Raw genomic sequence first — 26,925 nt, 5'->3', positions numbered from 1 at the left:
GCTAGCCGCTTACATCATTCTTGGTATCAATGAAGATGGTAGAAAAGAAGTACTTTCCATTCAAATTGGTGAGAATGAAAGCAGTAAATATTGGCTTAGTGTTCTCAATGAACTCAAGAATAGAGGCGTAGCCGATATTCTTATACTTTGCACAGATGGTCTCACAGGTATTAAAGAATCCATATGGGTAGCATTCCCTAATACTGAATATCAGCGTTGTATTGTCCATCAGGTTAGGAACACATTGAAATACGTAGCAGATAAGGATAAAAAGCAATTTGCTGCGGATGTTAGAAAAGTTATTTATACCACCAATGCAATAGAAAGTCTAAACAGCACTTATCGTCGCTTAAATAAACAGCGAAGCGTATTTCCAAGCGACACAGCATTGCTTAAGGCTCTATACCTAGCCACTTTCGAAGCTACTAAAAAGTGGACTCTCCCTCTAAGAAATTGGGGAAAGGTGTATGGCGAATTATCCATCATGTATGAAGGAAGGCTCCAGTAAAAAAATAATAACAGCATGTTTAAAACTCCTTTCTTTAAGGCTGTTCTTGACATGCAACTAAATTGCTTCTATAGTAAATAAAAGACATGAAAGCCTCTTATCGGCTCTCATGTCCTATCAATAGTTATCATAGAAAGCTATTTACAGAAAAACTTTCACACACTCGTTATTTTTATTAATAGCTATGTTTTAAGAAAGAGGTTGATATTATTTTTGAAGTTTGGAAACTATCAAAGGCTTTATCAGCATTCTTTTAAAACATACCCTTATTAATCAAAAGGAAAATATATTTTTACTAAAATACCTCTCTCCACCATCAGGAAATATCACTACTATATTGCCCTTTCGTATGGATTTAGCTAATTTTAAAGCTGCAGCCATGGCTACTCCTGAAGATGTTCCTACCAGCAATCCCTCAGTTTTAGCCAGTTCTCCTACAGCATTAAAAATTTCATCTTCCTTAACCCTTATATATCTATCCACAAGTCTCTCATCCGTTACAGCCTTACCTTTGAAATTTATATTTTTCGTATTCCCTATATCAATCTCTTTTTCAGATAAAAATCCATCTTCTGGTTTCGCTATTATACTTTTTATGCTGGATTTTCTCTCCTTTAAATACTTAGATATTCCCCTGAATATTTCCTCACTCTCGTTACTTGCTATAAAATAATCTATATTTCCTTCCAGAGAACTATAAATTTCTGGAGCTGTAGTATTGTAATGCACCTCTGGGTTTCTGGGATTGTAGAACCCACTCAAATACACAGAATTTTCTATAGTTTTCAATAGATTTTTAGCCTTAATTAAAGCTCCCTTTATTTCTAACTCAGCTGGAGTGTTGATGACCTTCGCTCCTAAAGTTCTTATTATAATCTGCTTTTCTATAGAAAAATTCTCAGGTGCCACAAATATAGTTTTGTAACCTTTATTTATAGCTGCAAATGCGATACCAATAGCCGTATCTTCGAAAGCTACTTCAATTATCGTATCTCCCTTTTTCAAGATTCCAGCCTTTTCAGCTTCCCTTATCATATAAATACCTACTCTGTCTCTTATGCTTCCTCCAGGGTTAAACTGTTCTAGCTTAGCAAATACGGTAACATTTTCTTTCAGTTTGAAATTATTTAATTTTAAAAGGGGCGTGTTGCCAACCAATTCTCTTACATCCTCTATATAATTCATAATTTCATCTCCAAAACCTCATAAATCTTTATTAATTTACTTTGTTCTAAATTTGGTTTAAATCAGTGTTGATTTTTACACTGATTTAAACCATATATTATTACTTCACTCTCTCTGCTTTAAATGAGTGTTGATCTTCAACCTTCCTTTAAAGCAGAGCCTAAATTTCCAGAGTAGATGATAGTATCTTGCCTATGACTTCATTTATAAATCGGTACTGATTAAACACCTTTATTCCCCTAGATTTTAAAACCTGCAGCTCATTATTATTTGCACTATCTACAAATATGGCTCTGCAGTCTGATATCCCCTTAATATATTTATCTAAAATATCTTCTGAATTCTCGAATCTTTTATTTACTCTTTTCTTAGTTCTTTCTTCAAGGTATTTTGCTGTATTGTCACCTATTTCATATATTATGAACTTGTTTGCTTTAATAAAATTTTTGTTTACCAGTTCTCCGTCGCTGCTTGCAAATGCCACTTTATAGTGCATGATTATCCTCCTTCCTTATGACAAAAGTCATCCTAATTATTGTTTGCATTCCAAATAATTTTTATAGTTTAGCTAAGAACAATTAAGAAGTAAGAGCTGTGGCTAAAATTCCCCTGTAACAAATTTATAAATTGAAATCGGCTCTAAAAGAGACGATTTCAACCTAAACCACTACCTCTTCACTCTTACTTATTACTCATAATTTGTAAATTACCAATTGAATACACATTTTTTATTTAGTAGGTTAAAATGCTGGTACTACTGCCACTCCATACTTCTGCTTTATAAAGTTTCTAACATCATCTGTATTTAAAGCTGCAACTAATTTCTTTATTTTAGCTTTATTTTCATCACCTTTTCTTACCACAACCACATTTGCATAAGGTGAATTAGCATCTTCTCTAAATAGTGCTGAGTTTGGATCAAGCTTTGCTTCTAAAACAGTATTAGTATTAATAATTGCTCCGTCTAAATCTGGAAGAGATCTTGGAAGCTGTGCCGCATCGATTTCTTCAAACTTTAAATTTTTAGGATTGTCTGCTATATCTGCTGGAGTTGCACTGTAATTTGCAATACCGCTCTTTAATTTGATAAGTCCCTTGGACTGCAAAAGCACTAATGCTCTGTACTCATTTGAAGGATTGTTAGGTATACCTATCTTAGCTCCATTTTTTATATCATCTATAGATTTTAATTTTTGAGAATAGAAACCTATTGGCTCAACATGAACCTTTCCTGCCACAGCGAAATTATAGCCCTTTTCCTTTGATACTGATTCCAAATACGGTACATGCTGAAAATAATTTGCATCTATCTGCTTATCATTCAGTGCTGGGTTCAATTCATCGTCACTATCAAAGGATACTATATCAAGCTTTATACCTTCCTTCTCTAGCGCTGGTTTAATATGCTCTAATATTTCTGTATGCGGTGTAAGAGATGCTCCTATTTTGATAGTATTATCATCTGATGTGCTCTCTTTGCTCTTAGATGAACAACCTGTAAATATTCCCCCTATAACAAATACGCTTACTACTGCTGCTAATAATTTTTTATTCATTTTAAAATCCCCCTTATTTAATCAAATTTAAATCTTTTTTTATTTATTAATTTTGCTATTAAATCCCCAATTATCTGAACTGCCTGCACTATCACTACTAGAATTACCACTGTGCCTATAAGTACATCGGTTCTGAATCTTTGATATCCAAATCTTATAGCAAGGCTTCCTAGTCCTCCCCCGCCTATAGCTCCTACTATAGCTGTAAATCCTGTTATAGATATTATAGCTATGGTTATACCTCTCACTAAGGATGGCAGTGCTTCTGGTATAAGTACTTTTATTATTATCTCCAGAGGGCTGGCTCCCAAAGCTTCTGCTGCTTCAATCTTTCCTTGAGGTACCTCCTTTAAGGAATTCTCAATTATTCTTGCAATAAAAGGTGCTGATCCTATGGATAAGGAAACTATTGCTGCATCGGTCCCTAAAGTAGTTCCAACTATAAGCCTAGCCACAGGAAGAAGAATTATTATAAGAATAAGCTCTGGCAAGGATCTTATGATGTTTATTATCGCTCCCACCACCTTGTTGAATTTAGGGAATGGAACTATCCCTCCTTTTTCACTTATAGTGAGTATGACTCCTATTGGAAGCCCTATAGCAAGCGCTATTACTGTTGTAACTGCCACCATATATAAAGTTTCAAAAGTTCCTTTTGATAACATATCATATAGATTATTACTCATATACCTGACCCCGCTTCCTCTAAGCTTCTGCGCTGCAGACTATTGCTTATGCTTATAAATCTCTTGGCTGTATCGCTTTTAGGATTTAAGAACAAGCTTTCTGTAGGCCCCTGCTCCACTATGCTTCCATTTTCTAAAACAGCCATATTATTGGTGGTATATCTTAAAACATCTAACTCATGAGTTATTAGAAGTATAGTGATGCTAAGCTTTTTATTTATATCTCTTAAAAGCTCTAATATTGAGTAGGTAGTCTGCGGATCCAAAGCTGATGTAGCCTCATCGCTTAATAGAACATCTGGATCATTAGCAAGCGCTCTTGCAATGCCTACCCTTTGCTTTTGTCCTCCGCTAAGCTGAAGCGGATATGCATCTTTTTTTTCAGTAAGCTCTACAAGTTCTAATAGTTCCTCTACTCTAGGTTTTATATCTTTCTTTTTGTATCCCGCCACTTCAAGTGCAAAAGCTATATTTTCATAAACAGTTTTTGAATCGAAAAGATTAAACTGTTGAAATATCATACCTATCTTTTTTCTTGCTTGCCTCAATTCTCTTTTTTTAAGTGCTGTAATATTTTTATCCCCTATGATTATTTCCCCCGAATCTGGTTCCTCTAAGCGGTTTATACATCGTATAAGAGTAGATTTTCCTGCACCGCTGAAGCCTACTATTCCAAATATATCCCCCTTTTTTATCTGAAGATTGATGTTTTTCAAGACTGGTATTTTACCTTGAGGAGTACTAAATGTTTTATTTAGCTCCCTTATTGTAATCATTAATATTGCCCTCCTTGTTTCATTACTTATCCTATTTGTTTAATAGGTTTTAAGTGGATAATCTGCTAAAAAATATTTCTTTGTTATGGTATCCCTGATTCCCCTTATTAACTTTAAATTTTCAAATAAAAAACCTCTTGCAGACGGGCTACAAGAGGATATAATTCGCTCTCTTCCCATCTTCTAGGTTACACCTACAGGATTTAGCACCTTTGAAAAAATTCAGGTTGCCGGGCTTCATAGGGCCAGTCCCTCCGCCGCTCTTGATAAGAAGTTTCTTATTCATTTTTTCTAATTGTAACAAGCATATATAAATATGTCAATACCTTTTTAATAAATTATTTTAATTTATTTTGAACATTGATTGATTTTTTGCCACATCTTAAAAACTTATACTAATTATTTTGAAGCCTTTTGCAGGTATTACAATGTTTCTTTAGTCTCATATATTCCACAATAAGTATATCCAAACATTTACTTATGTATAATCGTTTGGTATACAAGCTTCCATCATAATCAGCGTCGCATACCCCATTTAATATTTCTCTAGCTTCGTCTATTCTTTTATTAAGATTTTCCATATCAGTTTTTTTACATTTAACATCTTCCATGAAGACCTCCAATTGTATAAATACTAAGGTAAAACCTATAATTTTCTATATAAATTTAAGTTCTGCTTTGAAATATAGCATTATTTTAGCATTATTAATCTTGCAACATATAATATTGCACAATATAATTATATAAGTTTTTCATAAATATACAATTTTATGCATACTTCATTTACGGTGATTTACAAGGTTTATTCCGTTATACATGTAAAATCCTTACTAGTTTACATAAATAAACACCTATAGACATTTATTTTACATTTTCTCCATTTATGCTGTGTTTCCTTCTTACCAGCTCATCTACTGCAAAGGTTGCCACATCGTCTGCATACTTTCCTTGTCCAAACCCAGCGTCATAGCCAAGCTCCTTAGCAAGTTCATGAGTTATTCTTGGTCCTCCACATATAAGCACAACTTTATGCCTTATACCTTCCGCTTCCAGCATTTCTACAAGCTCAGTTAGATTTTGAATGTGTATGTTCTTTTGAGTTACAGTTTGAGATACTAGCAACACATCTGCATCAAGCTCTACTGCTTTTTTTATAAATTCTTCATTTGGCACCTGACTCCCTAAATTATGAGCTTCAATCATATCATATCTTTCCAACCCATAATGTCCTGCAAACCCCTTCATATTCATTATGGCATCTATGCCCACAGTATGAGCATCTGTTCCGGTACTAGCTCCTATCACCACAACTTTTCTGCCTATATTACTTTTTATGAACTTATTAGTTTCTTCTATGCTCATGGCATGCACATCCACAGTATGAACTTTTATGGAAGTATAATCTACAGAATATTGAGTGCTCCCATATACTACAAAATAAGTAAATCTGGCATCTAAACCGCAGTGATAAGCTACTTGAGGATCATTAAAGCCCATTTTCTTGGAAAGCTGCAGTGCTGCTTCCACAGCTTTATCTCCATCCTCTATAGGAAGAGTAAAGCTAAGCTGTGCTTTTCCATCATTCATAGTATCTCCATAAGGTCTTACCCTTGTCAGATCCAGATTTTTATCGAAATCTTTTTTATCAGTAGAATATAAGCCTCCGCTCATTTTAACACCATCCTTATCTATTTTTCATTAAGTCTATGAATGGATTGAAATATTCCTTATGCTTTTCAAAGACTCCATCTAGTCCTTTTCCTCCATCCATTGGTCTTTTGATCCCTGCAAAGCTGCCCTTTTCAAGGGTTCTAAAAAGTCCTTGATTTTTTATATTTTCTAAAAGAGAAACTGCTTTTGAAAGCACTTCGTCCGCCCTTCCTTCAATTATTCCATCCTTCTTGAAGCTTATCTCTTCTCCTAAATCAGCCATAGTATTAAAAACGTAGCTGGCATTCTCTATAGCTAAAGCCCTATCGGACATAAAAGGTGTGTGTATAGCTTCTGTAAGCATCCCCAAAAGATGTATCTTTTGATTAGTCAAAATTGTAATCATATTAAATAATGCATCCTGTACGTGCCCCTTGAATATATTGCCTGTCATAAATTTTGTAGGAGGCATATATTTAAGAGGAGCCTTAGGAAATATCTCTCTTGCCATCTGCGCCTGTGCAAGCTCAAACAGGAAACCATTTTTTAGCTTAGGATCTATTTCAAAGGCATGACCCAGACCCATTTGCTCCTCTGGAATTCCTGCTAAAAGGGCAAATTGCTCATTAATAAATTGAGATGCAAGAACGGTATGAGCCTCCTCTACCGCATCTGCTGTAGTAAGGTAATTGTCTTCTCCTGTATTTATTATCACTCCTGCAAAACCATTAATCACTCTTGAAAAATACTGATCTATCATAGTTCTTTTCATATTTATGTCTCTAAATAAAATTCCATATAAAGCATCATTCAGCATCACATCCAGTCTTTCAAAGGCACCCATGGCAGCAATTTCAGGCATACATAACCCTGAGCAATAATTGCATAATCTTATATATCTGCCTAATTCTTCACCAGCTTTATCCAAAGCTTCCCTCATGAGCCTAAAATTCTCTTGAGTAGCATAGGTGCCTCCAAAGCCTTCCGTAGTAGCACCATAAGGCACATAATCTAGCAAGCTTTGTCCTGTAGTTCTTATAACAGCTATCACATCTGCCCCTTGCTTAGCTGCTGCAACAGCCTGTACTATGTCTTCATATATGTTTCCCGTGGCAACTATTACGTAAAGATAAGGTCCTTCCTTGTCACCAAATTTATCTAAATACTCTTCTCTTTTTCCTTTATTCGTATTAATTTTACTTATTGCTTTTTTAGCCTCTTCATATATTTTGGCTTTTACTTCAAATACTTCCTGCATAGGAAGTTTGATTAAATCCAGTTCTCCTCTAGACACTTTAATAGCAACCTCTTGAGGAGTGAGACCTGTATTTATCATTGCATTTCCTAAAAAAAATGCTGTTCCCAGCTGTAAAGCACCATTTCTTTCAAGATGCTCCACTATAACGTTAGGCAGAGGCACTCCAACCTCATCTGTTCCATCTATACCAAGCAATCTGCAAATGGTTCTTTCTACCGCTACAGTGCTGTGTTTTTCTATAAAGCTTTGAGTGTCAGCAGCTATATGTTTGGCTGCTGCTCTGGCTTTTTCTACTTTTTTAAAATCCAAATTCAACTTACTCTCCATACAGTCACTCCCTTTTATAATTCATCATAGTTATCTTGCACTCTATCCAAAATATCTTTTTGCAGTCCTAACAATCTGCATATATTAAGTGCCTCCCTAGGTGTCCTATGCGTCCCTTCTACTTTTTCAAGAGTATAATCCATGTGATGCTGTATCATATCCACAGCATCAGCACTGCTTTTATAAATGTTTTTTCTAAGTTCTTCCAATTTTACATTCTTAAGTCCTACCACCTCATAATGCTCCATGGCTTCATTAGCTATTCCATCGTAATGAGTAGCTACTATTGTCATACTTCTTTTATCGTTAAAATATTCTGCTACTGCCTTCACTAAATTTGTTCCTTCACTTGGATTTGTACCTTTGGAAAATTCATCAAGAGCTGCAAACCCTATTTTTCCTTCGGCATCAGTTATTATCTGCTTTAGCTTGATTATCTCGCCCCCAAAGCTGCTAAGTCCGCTTTTATCTGACTGCATATCCTGAAATATGAAATATATATAATCTAAGAAAGGCATTCTAGCCTCTTTTCCAAAAACGAAAAAACCGCAATGAGCTAAGTATAAATTAAGCACTATGGTTTTCAAAGCAACGGTCTTTCCTCCCATATTTGCCCCTGTAAGTATAGTGGTCCCCTTTGAAAGCTCTATAGTAATAGACGTAAACTTTTTATTCTTTTTCATAAAACTATCTTTAAGTTTAGGATTTAAAAGTTCTTTAAAATATATGCTTTCAGATATAAATAATGGTTTTACAGAAATATATTCCTCTGCCAGCTTTACTTTTGCTAATATAAAATCTATTTTCCCTATGAAACTCATATTTTCTTCTAGCTTATCTAATTCAGCACTTATCTTTCTCGACAGCTTCTCTCTTATACTTCTCTCTTCTGCCTCTTCCTGCACCACTACTTCTAATCTCTGTTTTCTAAGCTTTTCTTCGTCGTCTGTACCTATATTTTTTATTATGCTCTTCTCCAGCTCATCCTTTTCCCTTCTTATAGCCTTCAGCTTTTCAGAATAGCTCTCATATATGCTAAAGGTAGGAATTCCTCTGCTTTCTGGGTCTAATAAGTCTATGACATCTTCAAGAGAATTTAGTTTGATTTTTTTTAACTTTACCTTAGTTTTTTCAAATATATTCTTAAAATTCTGTGATAGCATACTGAAATTTTTTATTTCAAACAGTTCCACCTCATCTAAAGTCATAGAATTTCTGCATCTCGCTATAGAGCCCCTTATATTTTTAATTTTCATCATCACAGCTTCCAATTCTGAAAATAAGAATGGATTTTTTTCAAAGTTTACTTTCATAAGCTCTAAATTTTCAAGTTCATACATAAGCTTTTCGCTTTCAGCGCTTGAAAAAAAATGAATGCAATGTTTCTCTTCTTCTCCATAGGGAGTTAGCACCTCAAGTTTTTGCAGAATATATGAAAACCCTATTTCTTCAAATTCTTTATCATCAAAAAACTCCACGTTAACTCCCCTTTATGAACATTCTCTTAAAACATAGCCAATTTTTTAAAATACACTAGGAATTTATGAGTTAGGCATATTAACATTGATCACAGGTATATTCAAACTCTTCCTAAGGGCTGCTAGCAAGCTTAAATTATCTAAATCATATCCTTGCCAGCTGGTGGGATTGCAGGTTACACAGATTATTTTTATAGCCTTGACAGCCGATATGCTTCCCCCACGTCTTTTGAATTTTTCTAAGGTTTCTTTTTTTACAAAAAGCTTGCTTCCATCTTCAATAATTAAGTTAATAGGATTGGATGATTTGCTATTTATGACGTCCTCAATAAATTTATCCGAAACCATTCCTGAAACTGCTAAGCAAGCAGTTTCTTCACTGATATCAGCTATGGCTGCTTCCTTTGTGTCACAGCCTCTATAACTCAAAGCTTCAGATATAGCAGAAGCTTTAAACTTTAAAATAAGTTTCTTAGCTAGTTCTAGCATTTTATCATTTTTCTCTACTTCAGTAGATAATACTTCCACAAAATGCTTAGTTTTATTAACCACCTCTTCTATATTGCTCCCAACTGCCCCTCCTGTAGCAACTATGACTCCATCTGCTATTTCAGGTATAGTGAGACTTCTTCTTTCAAGGGCTCCATCCACTATAACAAACTGACTGCCTGCTTTTATAAGTTCCCTGCATATATCTCTCATATAGCTTCCTATTGATGGTCCCGCCAGTTCCACATATCCATCACTCAAAGCTTTTACTATAACTATTTCTCCAATAGCTGTGCTTATATCAGGTACAGCTATTATCTCTTTAGTGACATCTGAATTCCCGAGACACTTTTTCGCAGTTGCTGCATAAGTCCCCTTCTCCACATATATTCTAGGTTTTGTCCCATGTGTTACCCTATCTGTCTGTTCTCCATCATAGCCAATAGAAGTTATCCCAATTTTATATTTTCCTCTGGCTTCTTCCAGTATTTTGTTAAGAGCAGTGGTTTTTCCAACATTCTTACCTAATCCTGTTATTGCAATGATTTTGCAGTTACCCACACAATCTAATAACTTCATTTAAAGCTCTCCTTAGCTATTTAAAGCTTCCTTTATTACTGCTTCTTGCTTATACTTTTCTCTCTTTTTTCTTTCTAAACCTTCTGGTTCCAGCGCCATCTGCTGATGATTCAAAAGGCCTGCTATCCCTACTCTTTTTACGTTGCTTTCTCCCCTGCAAACCTCACAATTGCAGCCAGGAGCATAATCCGAAGGCTCCTCATAGGTGGTAATAACTCCTTCAAAATTTCTCAGTATGACCTTATTGTAACCTTGAGAAATGATATAATTAGGCATTACAGGTATTTTTCCGCCGCCTCCAGGCGCATCTACCACGAAGGTTGGAACACAAAAACCTGAGGTATGCCCCCTTAAACCTTCAATTATTTCAATACCTTTAGATACAGTGGTTCTGAAATGGCTTAATCCCACAGATAAATCGCATTGATATATATAGTAAGGTCTCACTCTTATCTTAACCAGCTCATGTACAAGATTTTTCATAACATGAACACAATCATTAACTCCTCTTAAAAGTACTGATTGGTTTCCAAGAGGTATTCCTGCATTAGCCATCTTCTCACAGGCTCTTTTAGATTCCTCTGTTATCTCATTAGGATGATTAAAATGAGTATTTATCCAAATGGGATGATATTTTTTTAGCATATTCACCAGATTATCAGTTATTCGCTGAGGCATAACCACAGGCGTCCTGGTACCCAGCCTTACTACTTCCACATGAGGTATAGCCCTAAGCTTCTTTATAATATATTCAAGCTTTTCGTCGGAAAGCAGAAAAGGATCTCCGCCGGATATTAAAACATCTCTTATAACAGGAGTTTGAGCTATATATTCTATTGCTTTATCTATTTGTGCCATGGGCAACGAACAATCATTATGTCCTGCAAATCTTCTTCTGGTACAGTGCCTGCAATACATTGAGCATTGATCTGTAACCAGCAGCAAGGCTCTGTCCGGATATCTATGAGTAAGTCCTGGAACTGGTGAATCTCCATCTTCATGAAGGGGATCTGCGAATTCTGCATCGCTTTTTATGAGCTCTGACACCGTAGGTATTGCCTGCTTTCTTATAGGATCTAAAGGATCTTCAGTATTTATCAGGGAAAGATAATAAGGAGTTATTGCCATTCTTAAATTTTTAAGGCACTGCTTTACTCCCTCCTCTTCTTCTGACGTAAGAGGTATATATTTTTTAAGCTCATCTACAGTTTCTATCCTATTAGCTACTTGCCATTTCCAATCATTCCATTCCTCATCAGTAACATCTTTAAATATTTTATATCTATTATTCACAACAACCAGGCTCCCTTCAAAATCAACTAGGGTATAGCTTTGTTACATATATACAGCTTCGAAATACTCCCTTAATTGCTTATTTTCTCTTAATTCATTTAATGTAATTTCTGCATGATCCTTGGTATAGCCATTTCCTATAACCATGTTGATATCTTTTCCTACTCCCTCTGCCCCTAAAGCAGACTTGGTAAAGCTGGTGGCCATGGAAAAGAAATATACTGTTCCTCCATCTCTTACTGGAAGTATAGCTCCCATCTCTGTATTAGGAACATTTACGCAATTTATAGAAACATCAACTTCTTTATTGCTATTAGCAGCTATTACCTTATTTAATATTTCTACAGGTTTTGTGGCATCCGCTATAATAGCTTCATGGCAAAGCTTCATGGATTTTAATCTTTCAGCTTGAGCTTCATCTACCACCACAGCAATAACTTTTCCAGTAGGTCCCACTCTTTTCATAGCTTCATAACAGCATAGCATTCCTGATTTTCCAGCACCTCCTAATATAAGCACACTCTCACAGGGCTTTACCAGTTTGGCAGTTTGAGCTGGAGCTCCAGCCACATCTAAAGCTGCTAGAGCAAGAGTCTCAGGCATATCCTGAGGAAGCTTAGCATAAAGACCGCTTTCAAAAAGTATTGCTTTTGCCTTCACTTCAACCCTGTCTATCTCTGGCTTTATATTCGTTATTTCATCAATCTTTAATGGTGTAAGGGATAAAGACACCAAAGAAGCTATTTTGTCCCCTACTTTTAAATCTATATTGTTTAAATCTTCACCTATCTTCTCTACAGTTCCTATAAGCATTCCTCCTGAGCCTGTTACAGGATTCTGCATCTTTCCCCTGGCTGCTACTATCTCAAGTATTCTTTTCTTGATTTTTTCTATATCTCCGCCAGCCTCTTCCTCCAATTGTGTAAAGCTTGCGGAATCAATATTAAGTGCCTGCACATCGATAAGTATTTCATTGCTGTAAGGCTCCATATCATTACTAATGCTATAGGCTGCCTGAGGAAGTACTCCTTCCGGGCTCAGCACCCTATGAGTTCCATATTTACATCCTTTTTTCATGTTAAAATCCCCCTATGCCTAATATTTTCCTAGCTTCCTCAGGAGAAGCAATTTCTCGACCAAGTTCTCTCGAAAGCCTTACTGCCTTCTCCACTAACTCTCCATTTGATTTTGCCTTTACACCTTTTTCCACATATACATTGTCCTCAAAGCCAACTCTTACATGACCTCCCGATATTATGGACATAGCTGCCACCGTAAATTCAAATCTTCCCAGACCCGCTGCCGTAAAAGTGCTTCCTGCTGGCAGGCTATCCTTCATAAAGGAAAAATCCCTTAACTCAGCACTTATTCCTCCATTTACTCCAAGAACGAAATTAAAATGCAAGGGTGCTTTAATTATTCCTTTTTTATTTAATCTAATAACCATATCTATCATGCCTTTATCAAAAACCTCTAGCTCTGGTTTTATGTTAAGTTCCTTCATCTTATTAGAAAATTCAATTATGGTATTCTCAGTGTTTACAAATATATCATCCCCACCAAAGTTGCAGGTGCCGCAATCCAGAGTAGCCATTTCTGGTCTAAGATATATAGGCTGAAGTCTTTCTTCATTTGTCATTCCTACAGCTCCTCCAGTAGAAGGCTGAATTATCACCCCAGGGCATCTTTTTTTTATCTCCTCTATACAGAGCTTAAAGCGTTCTTTGTCCTGAGTAGAAACTCCTGAATCTTCCCTTACATGAAGATGTATTATGCTCGCCCCTGCTTTAAAAGCAGCTTCTGCTTCTTCTCCTATCTCACTGACTGTGTAAGGTACTTTCTCGTTATGTTCTTTGGTAACCTCCGCCCCGCATATAGCGGCGGTTATTATGAGTTTTTCCATATAGCTCCCTCTTCCAAATTATTTTCTCTGCTTATCCTTTGGAACCACACAAGTTCCTGAGGCTCTGCAAACCACTATAGGTTTATCCAGCACATCTGCTGCAGATTCATTTACATCTGACCTTGGCACTATCACCTTTCTTGCTTCAAACCTCATAGCTCTTGAAGAGTTTCCCACCTTAACTATCTCTCCTTCTGCTTCTATAAAATCCCCTGCATATACTGGTGCCAAAAATTCAATATTATCGTAAGCTTTAAATAATCCTTCATCTCCGTCATTGATTATTAGAAGCTCTGTAGCCACATCGCCGAATAGCTCCAATATTTTTGCTCCGTCCACCAAATTTCCTCCATAGTGGGCATCACTTAAACTCATTCTTACTCTTATTAATGCTTTCATTCCAAATTCCTCCGTTTCATGTTTTGCTAAATGTAGACTTACATTAAACTAGTCGTTCTCTTCCTATCTCCAAGCTGCATTAATGCTGGCTGCAGTCTGAAGGCATTAAAAAAAGCACTGAAAGATTTTCAGTGCTTTTAATATCATAATTTCACCTATGAAGAGCTGCTATGCAATGAAAATCTATATTCTCATTACATAAATAGCACTCCACAAAATATTTTCATGACAGAAACAGCAGTTTTTTCTGCTATCTCCAAGGTTTTAGCTGAAGAACCAGCAAGACCTTTCGGCAGATAACCCCTTCACAAAGAACCTTGGAGGTTCTTATCCTTAACATTTCCCTGTTACCCAATTACCTGCTCCTCTATTTATGTATATTAATTTGTATCGGTAAAATATATATATTCTACTTACCTCAAAAATGATACACCCTAGAGAAATTTTAAAAATATTATTTATGCTATTTTGGTATCTTTTTGCAGTTTATTAATTTTTCTGTGTTTTTCCCTTATAATTATTACTTTTTGTAAAATTAATGGGTTATTTTTTAAATAATTGATAAGACCTTTTAAGCCTATCAAGAATATATATCAGAAAATTCTATATTCGTAATCTGAACTTTATTCTTTAAGGTTTCTCCTTCTATTTCTGCATTTTCTATGCTGCAATCTTTTTCGCTAAAATAATCTGTGGGAATATCCATAATAAATTCTGTACCATCTTCATATTCATTGTTTATACTTATGCTACCCCCATGCTTTTCCACAAAAGCCTTTACCAGTGAAAGCCCTATGCCGCTTCCCTCAGTATTTCTAGAAAGAGATTTGTCCACCTGAACAAATCTTTCAAAGATGCTGGTCCTCTTATTTTCTGGTATACCAATGCCAGTATCCTTAACTGAAATTCTTATTTTTCCTTCCAAGTCGTACATATTAACAAAGATGCTGCCGCCAGGGTTAGTGAATTTAATCGCATTGGAAAGTAAGTTAAGAATTATTCTTTCAAATTTATCTGCATCCATATAAATATATTTTTCTTCAATATCCGTATCAAATATCAGTTCCAGCCCCATGTTCTCAATATAATTGCTGGCTGAAATAACAGTATCTTCTACTACTGATACTATATTCTGCTTTTTTATGTTCATGGTTATGTAGCCCGATTCAATTTTAGTTATATCTATAATATTATTTATTAATCTAATTAGCCTGAAACAATTTTGTTTTATAATTCCTACGCATTTCATTACCTTTTCCTTATTCTCAGGCATGAGCTCTATGAGCTGAACTGGTGCCATTATCATATTGAGCGGTGTTCTTAATTCGTGAGATAAATTAGCAAAGAATTCTGTTCTTACTGCATCGTACTGTTTTAAATCATTTAACCGCTTGTTACTCTCCTCTGCCTGCCTTTTTATTTCTTCTGCTTTTTTTCTTTCTGTGATTTCCCTTCCTACCACCACTAGTCCCTTCTTACTTCCATCTTCATAATATAAAGGCACCTTTATAACCTCAAATATTCTTTTATTTTCGCTATTAATATGAAATACTTCTTCCACCATGGCTGTTTTCCCATTATGCCAGATATCCGAATCTGTCTTTTCGCAATTCTTCAATTCTTCCTTAAAATCAGGAAGAAGCTTTGAAAGCTCCTCATGGTTTTTACCTATGATTCTATCATCAGTACTATATAGTTCCATAATAGCCTCATTAGCTTCTACCCATCTTCCTTCAGCATTCTTAAAACATATTATATCTGGAAGAGAATTAATTACAGTCCTTAAAAATTCCATCTCATCCCTAAGTTTCTTCTCTTTTCTTATATGCTTATTTCTATCTATCAATAAATATATTATGAATGCTAGTAAAACAACTATTGCAATTCCAGTTTTATGACTTTGAAGCCTATAAAGTAGGCTTGATATATTTTCCATATGTTATCTCCATAACTATCTTAAGTTTCTGCTGTAAATCATACATTACAATATTATAATATAGTTTTTTCATAATAACTACATAAATGTTCATATCTTTAACATATGTAATGATTGCTGTCATCATTTATAATTCTAATAACCTTGAAATTACTGATGAAATAAAAAAATCATCAATTGTGGTATAATAAACAATAATAAATTCTTTTGCGGAGGTACCTCCTATGAATAAACATAAGGCTACTATATTGTTAATAATCGTTACTTTAGGTTTTTTAATAGCATATCCTTTCCATAGAACTTTTTGGGGCGGTTTATTAAGCAGCGCTTTCTGTGCTTCTATGATAGGGGGCTTTGCGGATTGGTATGGTATTACTGCACTATTTCATAAACCTCTAGGTATATCTTATAAAACAGAAATAGTTCCTAGAAACAGAGATAAAATTATTAATGCGCTATGCAATATGGTCACTGAAGACCTAATCACAAAAGACAGCTTAAATAAGTTTGCTGGCGAATACAATTTTTCTGAAATTATAATTTCATATATTAAAAAAAACAAGGATGATGAAAATTTTAAAAATGCTGTATTTTCATTAATCTACAGAATAATAGATGTGAGAGATGAAGAATCTCTAGAAGTGATATCTAAGCTTCTAAAGGAAAATTTGACCAAGATATCTCTATGGAGCATAATTAAATCTTCTATAGAAACCTCAATTAAATCTGGATATGATGAAAAGATATTGGATTTTATTATAGATGAGCTTATAATTTTTTCAAAGAGTGATGATTTTTTCAGCATATTAAAAGACATGGCTATTACTACAAAAACTTCTTATGAAAATGGAATGGCTCGAAGAAAATTCATAAATAATTTTGTGCTTGATATACTGCTGCAAACTTCACCGGAAGACATTGCAAGATCTATTCAGCAAAAGATTCTCGGTTATCTTGTTAGAGCTAAGAATCCTTCCAGTGATTCTAGAAAAAGTTTAAAAATCTGGCTTTATAGCAAATTCGACGAATATAAGAACAATGCTAAGCTCATTAAGCTTGTAGAGGATTGGAAACTTTCAAAGCTTGATAGCTTACTTGGCAAGGATAACTTCATAATTTATCTTGATAAAATCAGCGCTGACAGCCTAAACAATGGAGGAAATTTAGATAAATTATCTGTGGTGCTATATAATCAGCTTATAACCGCAGCAGATACCTTTGAAAACAACCCAAACTGGCAGCGAATAGTTAATGAAGGCTTAAGAAGCCTATCCTACAGTATCATAGAAATAGCTCATAACAATTTAAAAAATATAATAAAAGATAATCTATCCAGCTACTCAAACGATGAGCTTATAGAGCTTATAGAATCTAAAGCAGGTGATGATCTTCAGCTTATACGAATCAATGGATCGATAGTTGGCGGATTCGTAGGAATATTAGCTTTTTTCTTTAACTCTATACCTTTTTAAAACAAATGTTAATTTAGGGAGTTTAATATGAAAAATAAAAAGATAGCAGATATATTATTAGTAATTTTTCTCATAGCTTTCATTGTCACCGCTTTATTAAAGCAATATTTTGGAAGTGGATACATAATAAATATGTTTAACTTTGCATTTGAAGCGGCCTTGGTAGGCAGTGCTGCGGATTGGTTTGCTATAACAGCACTATATAAGAAGCCCTTAGGTTTCTCCTATCATACTGAAATTATTCCGAGAAACAGGGAAAAAATAATAAGCTCCATTTCAAAAATAGTTGAGAACGAGCTTATTAGCCCCAATATACTTCAAAAGAAATTGGAAGAAATAGATATAATTAAAGCTTTAATATCTTATGCAGATAATAATCTTCGGGGTAAAGGCTACGCAGCTGCTCTTACGAAAAAATATGCCTTACCTGTTCTTGAAAATATTGATGCTTCGAAAGCTTCTTTATATATAGAAACTGAAGTTAAAAAATATTTTAATAAATTAGATTTAACTGATAGGATAAATGAGGCCTTAACAATATTCATACGCAGCAAGGAATATACTGAGCTTGTTTTCGCAGTTTCGGAGCTTCTTATTGAAACTGTAAATAAGGATTCCACTAGGGAAGCAATTTATTCTACTATAGATGAATTAGTTAATGAAAATATAAAAGCCAGAAAGGGCTTCAAGAAGACTATTATGCAGGTAGCTCTCGGGCTTGCAGAAGGTACAAACAGCGTAAATATAATGGACGCTTCGGAGGCTATACAAAGACAAATATTGGAGATGCTCAGCGAGCTTAAAAATGAAAACAGTGACTTATATAAAAAGTTAACTATAAAAATTAATGAAGCGCTGATTAAACTCACACAGGAGGACGTTATAAAAGATATTGAGAACTGGAAGCTAGATACTATAGCTTCTATATCTATAAGAGAGGAAATAGAAGAAATTTTAGAAGATATAATATCCTCTTTAAAGGAAGCTATCTCCAGTGATAATTTTATTGATGAATACTGGAATTCAGATAATAAGAATGTATACAAAGATAATATTCATTTAATCGTTCTTTGGGTTAAAAATGAAACGGAGCTTTATTGGGATAAATTCAAAAATAGCGAAGAGTCAAAATCCAAGGCAAATATGTTTATCAAGAAGCTCATATATGGCTTTATAGAATCGGAGCATCACTTTATTGGAAAAATAGTAGAAGACTCCATGAATAAATTAACAAATGATGATTTAAATTTGTTTATAGAAGAAAAAGCTGGAAATGATCTTCATTGGATAAGGATAAATGGTGGAATTGTGGGAGCCATTTTAGGTGTGATTGTATATATTTTTATAAATCAAATATATGGCCCTTTGATTAATAGGTTTTTTTAAAAGGATTGGGTTAACCCCAATCCTTTTTGCTTAATTCTTGCTATACTGCTGCTGCACTTTTCACTGTATCTTGAACAGCATTTTGAGCAGAAGTGCTACTTGCTGAAGCAGCGCTGCTATTTGAATTTGCTAAACTATTCATAGCCTGCAGCATTACATTTTCCAATTGCTGAGACATTAATTTACTGCTGGCTCCAATGGAAAAACCTGAATCTGAGCTGTCATCGCTGCTATCATCAGTGGAGCTCATATCAGAGCTGGTCATCATCCTTTGCATAGCCATAAGCTGAAGCATTTCTTCTAGTTTTTTAGCTTCATCATTAGAATCACTAGAAGTTAATGTATTTGAGCCTTGGGAGCTTGCTGCAGCTGTAGTAGTCTGAGCACTATTTGTATTTGCTTTTTCAAACATCTGCATTAACAAATTTTGAAAAATATCACTTGTAGATGTATCATCAGTAGAATTTATAGAGCTTGTACTTCCATAACCATTCAATTGCTGAAGCTGTGAAAGATTTAATATTGAATTTGTATCCATATTTTCACCTCCCTTATTTCTATTCTATTTCCCATTATATTCTCCTATATTTCTGTGTCATTTTTGTTACAATACAAATTAAACAAAAATTTTTTAAAGAAAAACAATATATTTTCTACAAAATTGTTAATTGTTGTCGATGAACATATTATAGAATTGATAAAGACAAATTTAAGACTTTTCTAATAACCACTTTTAATATAATTATGCTATAATAAAACCGGTTTGTACACATAAAAATATTGGGGGAATTTTTTAATGTTCATAGAAGATATAGGATTAAAAGTATATACAGGGCCAATGTTTGGCGAAAAAAGCGGAATGCTTATACATAGCATAAATATTGCGGAAGCTTATGAAGGAAAAAAAGTCATTCTTTTCAAGCCAGAAATGGAAGTAAGGGATGGTAAAAATAGAGTAGTGTCCAGAACAGGACTTCAAAGATGTGCACTAGAACTTCCAGAGATTATCACAGATGAAGTTATTGAGGAAACTTTAAAAACCTGTGAGGATTACGATGTAATAGGCATAGATGAAGCTCAATTCTTTAAAGGAAAAATAGTGGAGCTTGTACAGAAATTAATATTTTCTAAAAGGGTTATCATATCTGGATTAAGTATGGATTATGAAGGTCTTCCCTTCGGAAAAATGGGAGATATAATGGCCTTAGCAGATGAAGTAGAGCATATGTATCCGGTGTGCGCCTGCTGCAAAAAAAGGAAAGCTTTATTTAGTCAGAGACTTTCCAACGGAAAGCCGGTTACTAAAAAAGGACAAACTATTCTTCAAGGTGATAAAGAAAGCTATGAGCCTAGATGCAGAGAATGCTTTGTTCCACCTGCAGAATAAAATTAGGTTATGTTTTAAAAGGATGTTGATAAACACTGATTTAAAATATGCCTGAAATTAAGGCAAAAAACAGATAATAGAATTAATTCTTGCATAGAAATAATTTTTTTGATAGAATCTATGTAATGAAATAGTTGGATTCTTTAAATATAAATTCATTGAAGAGAAAAGTACTTTTTTATGGAGATTACAGCGAGCAAAGGTTGATGGAAGCTTTGCATCTTAGTATCAAAGGAAGAGAGCCTCTGAGAAGCTGCCCGAACTCACAGTAAGGTGCGCCGTTAACTGCGTTAAGGTTTTAAGTAGTATATGTTCTTTAATGTTTATCATATATTTAAATAAGAGTGGTACCACGGTATCCCCGTCTCTTCACAGGAGGCGGGGATTTTTGTATTCACCTACGTTTTTAAAGAAAGCCAATAATTTAAGGAGGAAAACATGAAAAAATTAATAAAACTTATAACAGAAGTGTTTGAAAATGCTTTTGAAGAAGCAGGCTACGATAAAAGTCTTGGAATGGTAACTTCTTCAAACCGTCCTGACCTTTGCCAATATCAGTGTAATGGTGCTATGGCTGGAGCTAAGAAATACAAGAAGAGACCTTTGGACATAGCTCAAGAAGTAGTAGCTAAAATTAATTCAGATATATTCAGTGAGGTTGTTGTAGTTAATCCTGGCTTTATAAATATAAAGCTTCAGGACAGCTATCTTAAAAACTATATTGAAGCAATAGCAGCAGACAGCAAATTTGGTGTTGAGGCTTCCTTGAATCCTCAGACCATAGTGCTTGATTATGGTGGCGCAAACGTAGCAAAGCCTCTTCATGTAGGTCACTTGAGAACAGCAATAATAGGTGAGACCATAAAGAGAATGGCTAAATATCTAGGTCATACTGTTATAGGAGACGTTCATCTTGGAGACTGGGGACTTCAGATGGGAATGATAATAACTGAAGTGAAAAGAAGAAATCCAGAGCTCCCTTATTTCGACGACAGCTTTACTGGAGAGTATCCAGAAGAAGCTCCGTTTACTATATCAGATCTTGAAGAAATCTATCCTACTGCCAGCAAAAAAGCTAAGGAGGACCCTGCTTTGATGCAGGAGGCTCAAGCTGCTACTGTAGAGCTTCAAAATGGCAAGCCTGGTTACGTGGCTTTATGGAAACACATTTTAAATGTATCCAAGAGGGATTTAAAGAAAAATTACGATAATCTGAATGTAGATTTTGATCTTTGGAATGGTGAAAGCGACAGCCAGAAGTATATAGATACTGTAGTTACCTATCTTAAGGAAAACAACTATGCTTACGAAAGCAAGGGAGCCTTGGTGGTGGATGTAGCTGAAGAAACTGATACAAAGGAAATTCCTCCTATAATAATATTAAAATCAGATGGCGCTTCACTTTACAGCACTACGGATGTGGCTACTATCTACGAAAGAGTTAAAGAATTTAATCCAGATACTATAATGTATGTGGTAGATAAGAGGCAGGAGCTTCACTTTGAGCAAGTCTTCAGATGCGTAAATAAAACTAAGATTGCCAGCGAAAAACTTAACCTTCAATTCATAGGCTATGGTACCATGAACGGAAAGGATGGAAAGCCTTTTAAGACAAGAGAAGGCGGAGTAATGAGGCTTGAGAACCTAGTAGGTCAGGTAAGAGATACTGTTAAAGCAAAAATTCTTGAAAATAAGAGTGAAATGGATGGAGCCGAAGCTGAGGATATAGCTAAAAAGGTAGGGCTTGCAGCCGTAAAATACGGAGATTTATCAAATCAGATTTCCAAAGATTATATATTTGATATAGATAAATTTACTTCCTTTGATGGAAAGACTGGTCCATATATCCTTTACACTATAGTAAGGATAAAGTCTATATTAAGAAAAGCGGGAAAAATTTCTGAAGGAGAACTTCTAGCTCCAAAAAGTGCTACGGAAAGAGATATTCTTCTTAAGGTAACTACTTTTAACGATACCTTGGAATTCAGCTTTAATGAAAGAGCACCTCATAAATTGTGTGAATATATGTTTGAGCTTGCCAATTTATTCAACAAGTTCTATGGAGAAAACAAGATACTTTCTGAAGAAAATGAAGCTACAAAAGCATCTTGGCTTAAACTAATCTCCATAGTTAAAAACGTACTTGAAACCTGCTGTGATATAATGGCTATAGAAGTGCCTGAAAAAATGTAATAAATCAAAAATCAAAATTTCTGATTCCTAATTGGTTATAAAAAAACAATCATAGTAAATCATGCTATGATTGTTTTTTTAATTATGCTTGTACACTTCCATTTATCTTCCCATCGTCTAAATAGTCCTTGGCTTTGTGGTAAAGATAGAATACTATTTTCTCCATCATACCTTCACTTATAAATATGGTTATTCGCTTAGGTAAAAATACATATGCTTTATCTACCACCCACTTAACCTGCTCATCTCCGCTTTTTAATACAGCATCTTTAGCAAGGCTTTTTGCCAACAGCATCAATGAATAAAGCTTAGCCTTGAAGCTTTGCCACTCACATGCAGCATAAAGCACTAGGATAAGAATAAGTATCAGTATAAACTTATAGTTCACTAGAAATGTCCTTAGGTTTTCCATTTTTTATCCCTCCAAAAGTATTTTTGTTGGAGTCAAACCCTAGAAGCCATATTTCTATATATCATATTTTACACTCTATTTACTATATATTCCATATTCAAGCTAATTATCCTTAATGTTTAATAATTTGTTTACTTCTTATATTAACTATCTAGGCTATGTCTTAAAAGAATGTTGATAAAGACGTTTTTCGTCTGGCATGGTTTCTTTCAGAACCCATGTGAGTAACTCTAAGGGCTGCTTTGTTATAATTGACTACCCATTCAAATACGCCATCCATGGCGCTTGAATGGCTTTGCTCGTCCATGAGCAAAATTACGCCAATTATAAGTCGCAAGCCCTAAGAGTTCCTAGAACTCAAACGATAATATCAACATTTTAAAACATAGCCTTCCCCACCAAAGGAATATTTTAAATCAGTGTAAAAATCAACACTGATTTAAAATATATACTACTTATTTACCTCAAATACCGCAGCTTTTATAATATTATATATTTCATCACTGGTGAGACTTGTCTTGTTTTCTATCATAGCTAACACCTTGCTGTGCTTAAGTGTTCCTTCCCAATCCAGCTCTTTACCCAGCTGCTCTACGGACTTAACAGAATCTTTAATGAGTTCTTTATCCTTGTTGTACTGCTCTATTCCCATGCTTTGCTGAAGTGCCAGCTTTTGCTTTTCAAGCAATTCTTTTTTGCTGTCCAAATATTTCTTCACTTCACGTCTGCCAAGTTCCATTATCGTTCCTATAAAAGCAGCCAGCAAAGGTATTACAATTTGATTTACTATCTCTTCCTTCATTAACCTCTCTCCTTCTTTAAATATTAAGCTTTGTTTTAAATCAGCATTGATTCTTGCAAAGCCTTTATCAACATTCTTTTAAAACATAACCGAATATTATTTCAATAATGTTTTTATGGTATCAGGTCCAGCTATGCCATCCTTGGCTAATCCCTTAGACGTTTGAAAATTTTGCACTGCTACAAAAGTACAGTTTCCAAAAACTCCATCAGCTCCGCTGCTGCCACAGGAAAATCCAAGAGCCATAAGCCTATTTTGAAGCCATTTTACTAATTCTCCCCTGCTTCCCCTTTGTAAAAGTGCTTTACTTATCACTGCATCAGTAGCAGTTCCCTCTATGCCGTCCTCAGATAAATGATTGTATCCAGCTAAATTAGAAGCCTGCTGAAAATTTTTCACTACATCATTTTCCTTTGGAGCCTCTAACCCAGCTGCCTTAGAATTTAAGCAATTGAAGGTTTGCTCTCCAGCTAGACCATCTGAGCTAAGTCCATTATCCTGCTGAAATTTATATACTGCATTCTTAGTAGCCTGTCCATATTCTCCATCAGCTCCATACTGCCCCAAATCATATCCAAGCTTTATAAGCTCACTTTGAAGTTGCTTAACCTTATCTCCACTATCCCCAACCTGCAGCCAGCTTCTATTTTGTATAGGCTGATAGTTAACGGTGGAGCCCTGGCTATTTAACGAAGCATTTTTTATTCCATCAAAAGGAAATTTATCTCCCGGGCAGGAGGTATTATATAATGCTCTATGGGGCTCTATTCTGTCCAGCTGATATTTTCCTATTAAGTATTTATGCAGCTCTATTCCAGCTTGTTTCTGTACTTCCGGCATGGAATCTTCCATATAATTTCCTTCGAAGCAGACTCCAAGGGAATTTGTATTATAGCCATAACAATGGGCACCTTCCGCGTTTTCTGGCCTTCCTCTATATACGCTGCCATCCTTTCTAACTAGGAAATGATAACCGCAGCCTATCCAGCCTCTTTCCTTATGCCATCTATCTATATCCTGTATGCTGCAGCTGAAGGCTTCTGCATGATGATCCACAATAAGCTTTGGAACATTATTTAAAATGAGGGCTCCATTCCAAGATAAATTTGGTTCAATGATATTCATTCAACTCATCTCCTTATTTTTTTATAAAAACTCCTATTATAAAAATTGAGACTGTAACAAATATGCCCAGTCCCCATTTTATAGTTGATATTAAATTCTCCATCTGATCACATAAACTTTTTATGTGTATTTTGTATTCCCTGCTGTCCTGCTCCAATTTATCAATTCTTTCAGAGTGATTATTTATCCTTTTTTCCTGAAGATTTATTTTTTCATTTATTGCTTTATGCTTTTCCTCAAAAAGCTTATAATCATAATTATTCATACTTCACCGCCTTTACTAGACCTCTAGGGCTATATAGGTGATGGATAAGTTTCCTCCATATACATCCTGTTGGGAGGAATCTTTTCTTCCATACCAAGCGTATAGATTAAAGCTGCCTTCCTGAGAATTTATTTCTGCTGCAGGTATACTTGCTCCAATACAGGATATGGTATAGCCACTAGCCTTGTCTGTGCTTGGTGTAATAGGCACCACTCTAAAATTCTTATTTTTAAAGCTATCTGGAAGATAAACCTTTTGAATTCCGCTGTTTATATTATTTGCATCCTTAGATAAAGCTATAGTTACTGTATTAATTTCTATATTTTTAAAAAGTTTCTGGCTTACTCCACTAGTTACTTTGGTTAAATCTCCATTTTGCACAGAAATATAACTTTTATCATCGCAGATCCACTTGCTGGAATTACTGATATTAACATTCATATCCCCGTTCATGGTGAATACATTGTTGTATTGTCCAGTATACCCTTGATTAGAATATTGAAGCCCTTGGGAGTTCCATCTCCATATATTATTGGCAGTTTTCATGGTTAAATCATCACTGATAACTAGCTCCACTGGCTGGCCATCATCATTTTTTCCTATGGTGACATAGCCACCCTTATCCCCGCTTATCCAGGAGGTAGCGCCGCTTACTGCTTCGGATACATTGACCCTGCTAGTTACCACCTCCTGCTTTATACTGCTTACCTCTTTATTGTAGGATACTGCAAAATCCTGCTTAAAATTGCCGAGAGTTATCTCATTGTATCTTTCAAGGATTGCATCATAAACATACTTAACTACTTGAGCAGATATATCTATTCCAAGATTTTCATGCTTTACTGTAACTGTGTCGCAGATATATATTTGCTCTAACTCCTTAAAATCTTTATATTCCTCTGTTTGAGAAAGCTCTATGAAATTAACTGTATAAGTTACACTAGGTTCATCAAGCTTGTTTACAGCAAATTCATTAGCGGCTCTTTTTCTAAGCTCTGCATATATTTGATCTGTGGTAGTTGTTTCATCAGAAGTTATATCTGAGTATTCTATATTGTTTATTTTGGGATATGGATAGCTATTGATATTAGGACTATCCACATATTTCTCTGGTAAAGTAATACTATTGCTGTTTGAATCAGTAGTGCTTGGCATGATTCGTGTAACTACCCCAGATATATCTATATCTTCCTCTACACCTTGAAGATTTTTCCCATACTCAATAGTAATTCCGCTAGCATCTTCTGCTTGTGCAAATATCCTTATGCTAAAATTGTCTCTTTCTATAGCTCCTCCCCAAATATTTAAAAATGAATTTTCACTATCCCCCATAATAGCCTGCACGATATTAGTCATAGAATAATTGGCAGACGCCGCATTAGCTATATCCGAAGCAGCTTTAAAACTATGGGAATAAGACGCTGAATTTAATATACTTTTTATGGCATCTTCAGCTTTCTGATTACTTATATTCAATTTCTCTATGAAATTATCAAGTAAATCATAAAAAATATGCCTGGCGTAACAAGTGACACTAGTCATATTTTTCACTTTCTTATATATTCTAAAGAGCTGATCTCCATTTTTGGGGGTAGGCGCTTTGATTATATTTCCTTCCACTAGCTGCAGCCACTTATCATCACCATAAGTGGGATACTCCAGCTGCAATTCATAGGTTCCATTTTTTTCTTCTGTAACTTCTGCCATTATACAATTATCTAGAACCTCTAGCCCATTAGTTGTAAAATTAGTTTCCTTTGAATTATAGACTACTATCAATTAATTCACTCCTTTCTTATAAATAAAAGGATTTAGATAAAATCTAAATCCTTTTTGTTCGTTTTAGTTTCCTACTTTGTA

Annotated in this window: 27 protein-coding genes, 2 riboswitches and 1 other annotated feature; of the genes, 5 read left to right on the top strand and 22 right to left on the bottom strand. The window is 34.9% G+C overall.

All coding sequences use genetic code 11. The features are described 5' to 3' along the window. A partial coding sequence (locus IAI10_RS14470) for a transposase (RefSeq protein ID WP_315673997.1) occupies positions 1-508 on the top strand: 508 nt, incomplete at its 5' end. Positions 509-781: 273 nt separating this feature from the next. Here the strand turns inward: IAI10_RS14470 and IAI10_RS14465 are convergent. From IAI10_RS14465 to IAI10_RS14395, 15 genes are all read right to left on the bottom strand, one after another. Continuing rightward, positions 782-1,693 carry a cysteine synthase family protein gene (locus IAI10_RS14465; protein ID WP_315673996.1) on the bottom strand — a complete coding sequence of 304 codons (912 nt, stop codon included), beginning with the start codon at positions 1,691-1,693 and terminating at the stop codon, positions 782-784. Positions 1,694-1,853: 160 nt separating this feature from the next. Beyond that, positions 1,854-2,189, bottom strand: a complete 336-nt coding sequence (locus tag IAI10_RS14460; RefSeq protein ID WP_315673995.1) for a NifB/NifX family molybdenum-iron cluster-binding protein — start codon at positions 2,187-2,189, stop codon at positions 1,854-1,856. Between the two features lie 244 nt (positions 2,190-2,433). Further along, positions 2,434-3,249: a MetQ/NlpA family ABC transporter substrate-binding protein gene (locus IAI10_RS14455; protein ID WP_315673994.1), complete on the bottom strand. Its 816-nt coding sequence runs from the start codon at positions 3,247-3,249 to the stop codon at positions 2,434-2,436. Between the two features lie 17 nt (positions 3,250-3,266). Next, positions 3,267-3,935: a methionine ABC transporter permease gene (locus tag IAI10_RS14450; protein ID WP_315673993.1), complete on the bottom strand. Its 669-nt coding sequence runs from the start codon at positions 3,933-3,935 to the stop codon at positions 3,267-3,269. Next, positions 3,932-4,711, bottom strand: a complete 780-nt coding sequence (locus IAI10_RS14445; protein ID WP_315673992.1) for an ATP-binding cassette domain-containing protein — start codon at positions 4,709-4,711, stop codon at positions 3,932-3,934. Before IAI10_RS14445 ends, IAI10_RS14450 begins: the two co-directional genes overlap by 4 nt. A 173-nt stretch (positions 4,712-4,884) precedes the next feature. Continuing rightward, positions 4,885-4,984, bottom strand: a riboswitch (SAM riboswitch). Between the two features lie 122 nt (positions 4,985-5,106). Further along, positions 5,107-5,322 carry a hypothetical protein gene (locus IAI10_RS14440; protein ID WP_315673991.1) on the bottom strand — a complete coding sequence of 72 codons (216 nt, stop codon included), beginning with the start codon at positions 5,320-5,322 and terminating at the stop codon, positions 5,107-5,109. Positions 5,323-5,572: 250 nt separating this feature from the next. Continuing rightward, positions 5,573-6,382 carry an OAM dimerization domain-containing protein gene (locus IAI10_RS14435; RefSeq protein ID WP_315673990.1) on the bottom strand — a complete coding sequence of 270 codons (810 nt, stop codon included), beginning with the start codon at positions 6,380-6,382 and terminating at the stop codon, positions 5,573-5,575. Positions 6,383-6,395: 13 nt separating this feature from the next. Then, positions 6,396-7,946, bottom strand: coding sequence for a lysine 5,6-aminomutase subunit alpha (locus tag IAI10_RS14430; protein ID WP_315673989.1), 1,551 nt, complete (start codon positions 7,944-7,946; stop codon positions 6,396-6,398). Between the two features lie 14 nt (positions 7,947-7,960). After that, positions 7,961-9,424 (bottom strand): MutS-related protein, encoded by a 1,464-nt coding sequence (locus IAI10_RS14425; protein ID WP_315673988.1) that lies wholly within the window; start codon positions 9,422-9,424, stop codon positions 7,961-7,963. Positions 9,425-9,487: 63 nt separating this feature from the next. Beyond that, positions 9,488-10,492 carry a hypothetical protein gene (locus IAI10_RS14420; protein ID WP_315673987.1) on the bottom strand — a complete coding sequence of 335 codons (1,005 nt, stop codon included), beginning with the start codon at positions 10,490-10,492 and terminating at the stop codon, positions 9,488-9,490. A 12-nt stretch (positions 10,493-10,504) separates the two neighbouring features. Beyond that, complete coding sequence (gene ablA / locus IAI10_RS14415; RefSeq protein WP_315673986.1) at positions 10,505-11,785, bottom strand: lysine 2,3-aminomutase; 1,281 nt, start codon at positions 11,783-11,785, stop codon at positions 10,505-10,507. 42 nt (positions 11,786-11,827) lie between these two features. Beyond that, on the bottom strand, positions 11,828-12,862 hold the full coding sequence (locus IAI10_RS14410; protein ID WP_315673985.1) for an L-erythro-3,5-diaminohexanoate dehydrogenase: 1,035 nt from the start codon (positions 12,860-12,862) through the stop codon (positions 11,828-11,830). A gap of 1 nt (position 12,863) precedes the next feature. Beyond that, positions 12,864-13,688: a 3-keto-5-aminohexanoate cleavage protein gene (locus IAI10_RS14405; RefSeq protein ID WP_315673984.1), complete on the bottom strand. Its 825-nt coding sequence runs from the start codon at positions 13,686-13,688 to the stop codon at positions 12,864-12,866. A gap of 18 nt (positions 13,689-13,706) precedes the next feature. Beyond that, the gene (locus IAI10_RS14400; protein WP_315673983.1) at positions 13,707-14,087 is read right to left on the bottom strand and encodes a hotdog domain-containing protein; all 381 of its coding nucleotides are present in this window, start codon (positions 14,085-14,087) and stop codon (positions 13,707-13,709) included. A 195-nt stretch (positions 14,088-14,282) separates the two neighbouring features. Then, positions 14,283-14,465: riboswitch (Lysine riboswitch) on the bottom strand. A gap of 202 nt (positions 14,466-14,667) precedes the next feature. Further along, a complete protein-coding gene (locus IAI10_RS14395; RefSeq protein ID WP_315673982.1) occupies positions 14,668-16,023 on the bottom strand; it encodes a PAS domain-containing sensor histidine kinase in 1,356 nt (451 codons plus the stop codon). Between the two features lie 224 nt (positions 16,024-16,247). On the opposite strand from IAI10_RS14395, the gene IAI10_RS14390 reads away from it, so the two are divergent. Next, a complete protein-coding gene (locus tag IAI10_RS14390; protein ID WP_315673981.1) occupies positions 16,248-17,495 on the top strand; it encodes a DUF445 domain-containing protein in 1,248 nt (415 codons plus the stop codon). Positions 17,496-17,522: 27 nt separating this feature from the next. After that, positions 17,523-18,881: a DUF445 domain-containing protein gene (locus IAI10_RS14385; protein WP_315673980.1), complete on the top strand. Its 1,359-nt coding sequence runs from the start codon at positions 17,523-17,525 to the stop codon at positions 18,879-18,881. A 40-nt stretch (positions 18,882-18,921) separates the two neighbouring features. Here the strand turns inward: IAI10_RS14385 and IAI10_RS14380 are convergent, their stop codons facing one another. After that, positions 18,922-19,419, bottom strand: coding sequence for a hypothetical protein (locus tag IAI10_RS14380; protein ID WP_315673979.1), 498 nt, complete (start codon positions 19,417-19,419; stop codon positions 18,922-18,924). Positions 19,420-19,677: 258 nt separating this feature from the next. Between IAI10_RS14380 and IAI10_RS14375 the strand changes: the two genes are divergently transcribed. Both IAI10_RS14375 and argS read left to right on the top strand, forming a co-directional pair. Beyond that, positions 19,678-20,268, top strand: a complete 591-nt coding sequence (locus IAI10_RS14375) for a thymidine kinase (RefSeq protein ID WP_315673978.1) — start codon at positions 19,678-19,680, stop codon at positions 20,266-20,268. A gap of 149 nt (positions 20,269-20,417) precedes the next feature. Continuing rightward, positions 20,418-20,640, top strand: a binding site (T-box leader). A gap of 66 nt (positions 20,641-20,706) precedes the next feature. Continuing rightward, a complete protein-coding gene (gene argS / locus IAI10_RS14370) occupies positions 20,707-22,461 on the top strand; it encodes an arginine--tRNA ligase (RefSeq protein WP_315673977.1) in 1,755 nt (584 codons plus the stop codon). Positions 22,462-22,543: 82 nt separating this feature from the next. Here the strand turns inward: argS and IAI10_RS14365 are convergent, their stop codons facing one another. The 6 genes from IAI10_RS14365 to IAI10_RS14340 all read right to left on the bottom strand — a co-directional run bounded on the left by IAI10_RS14365 (position 22,544) and on the right by IAI10_RS14340 (position 26,844). Beyond that, entirely contained in the window at positions 22,544-22,873 is a 330-nt protein-coding gene (locus IAI10_RS14365; protein ID WP_315673976.1) for a hypothetical protein, read from the bottom strand. Positions 22,874-23,036: 163 nt separating this feature from the next. Continuing rightward, entirely contained in the window at positions 23,037-23,180 is a 144-nt protein-coding gene (locus IAI10_RS14360; protein WP_315673975.1) for a hypothetical protein, read from the bottom strand. Between the two features lie 144 nt (positions 23,181-23,324). Further along, entirely contained in the window at positions 23,325-23,675 is a 351-nt protein-coding gene (locus IAI10_RS14355; RefSeq protein WP_315673974.1) for a hypothetical protein, read from the bottom strand. Positions 23,676-23,771: 96 nt separating this feature from the next. After that, entirely contained in the window at positions 23,772-24,800 is a 1,029-nt protein-coding gene (locus IAI10_RS14350) for an N-acetylmuramoyl-L-alanine amidase (protein WP_315673973.1), read from the bottom strand. 13 nt (positions 24,801-24,813) lie between these two features. Next, positions 24,814-25,065, bottom strand: coding sequence for a hemolysin XhlA family protein (locus IAI10_RS14345; protein WP_315673972.1), 252 nt, complete (start codon positions 25,063-25,065; stop codon positions 24,814-24,816). A 15-nt stretch (positions 25,066-25,080) separates the two neighbouring features. Continuing rightward, positions 25,081-26,844: a phage tail spike protein gene (locus tag IAI10_RS14340; protein ID WP_315673971.1), complete on the bottom strand. Its 1,764-nt coding sequence runs from the start codon at positions 26,842-26,844 to the stop codon at positions 25,081-25,083. Positions 26,845-26,925: the final 81 nt, after the last annotated feature.

The organism is Clostridium sp. 19966 (assembly GCF_032335695.1).
Taxonomy (GTDB): Bacteria; Bacillota; Clostridia; order Clostridiales; family Clostridiaceae; genus JACTOJ01.
This window is presented reverse-complemented; position numbering and strand designations above follow the sequence as displayed.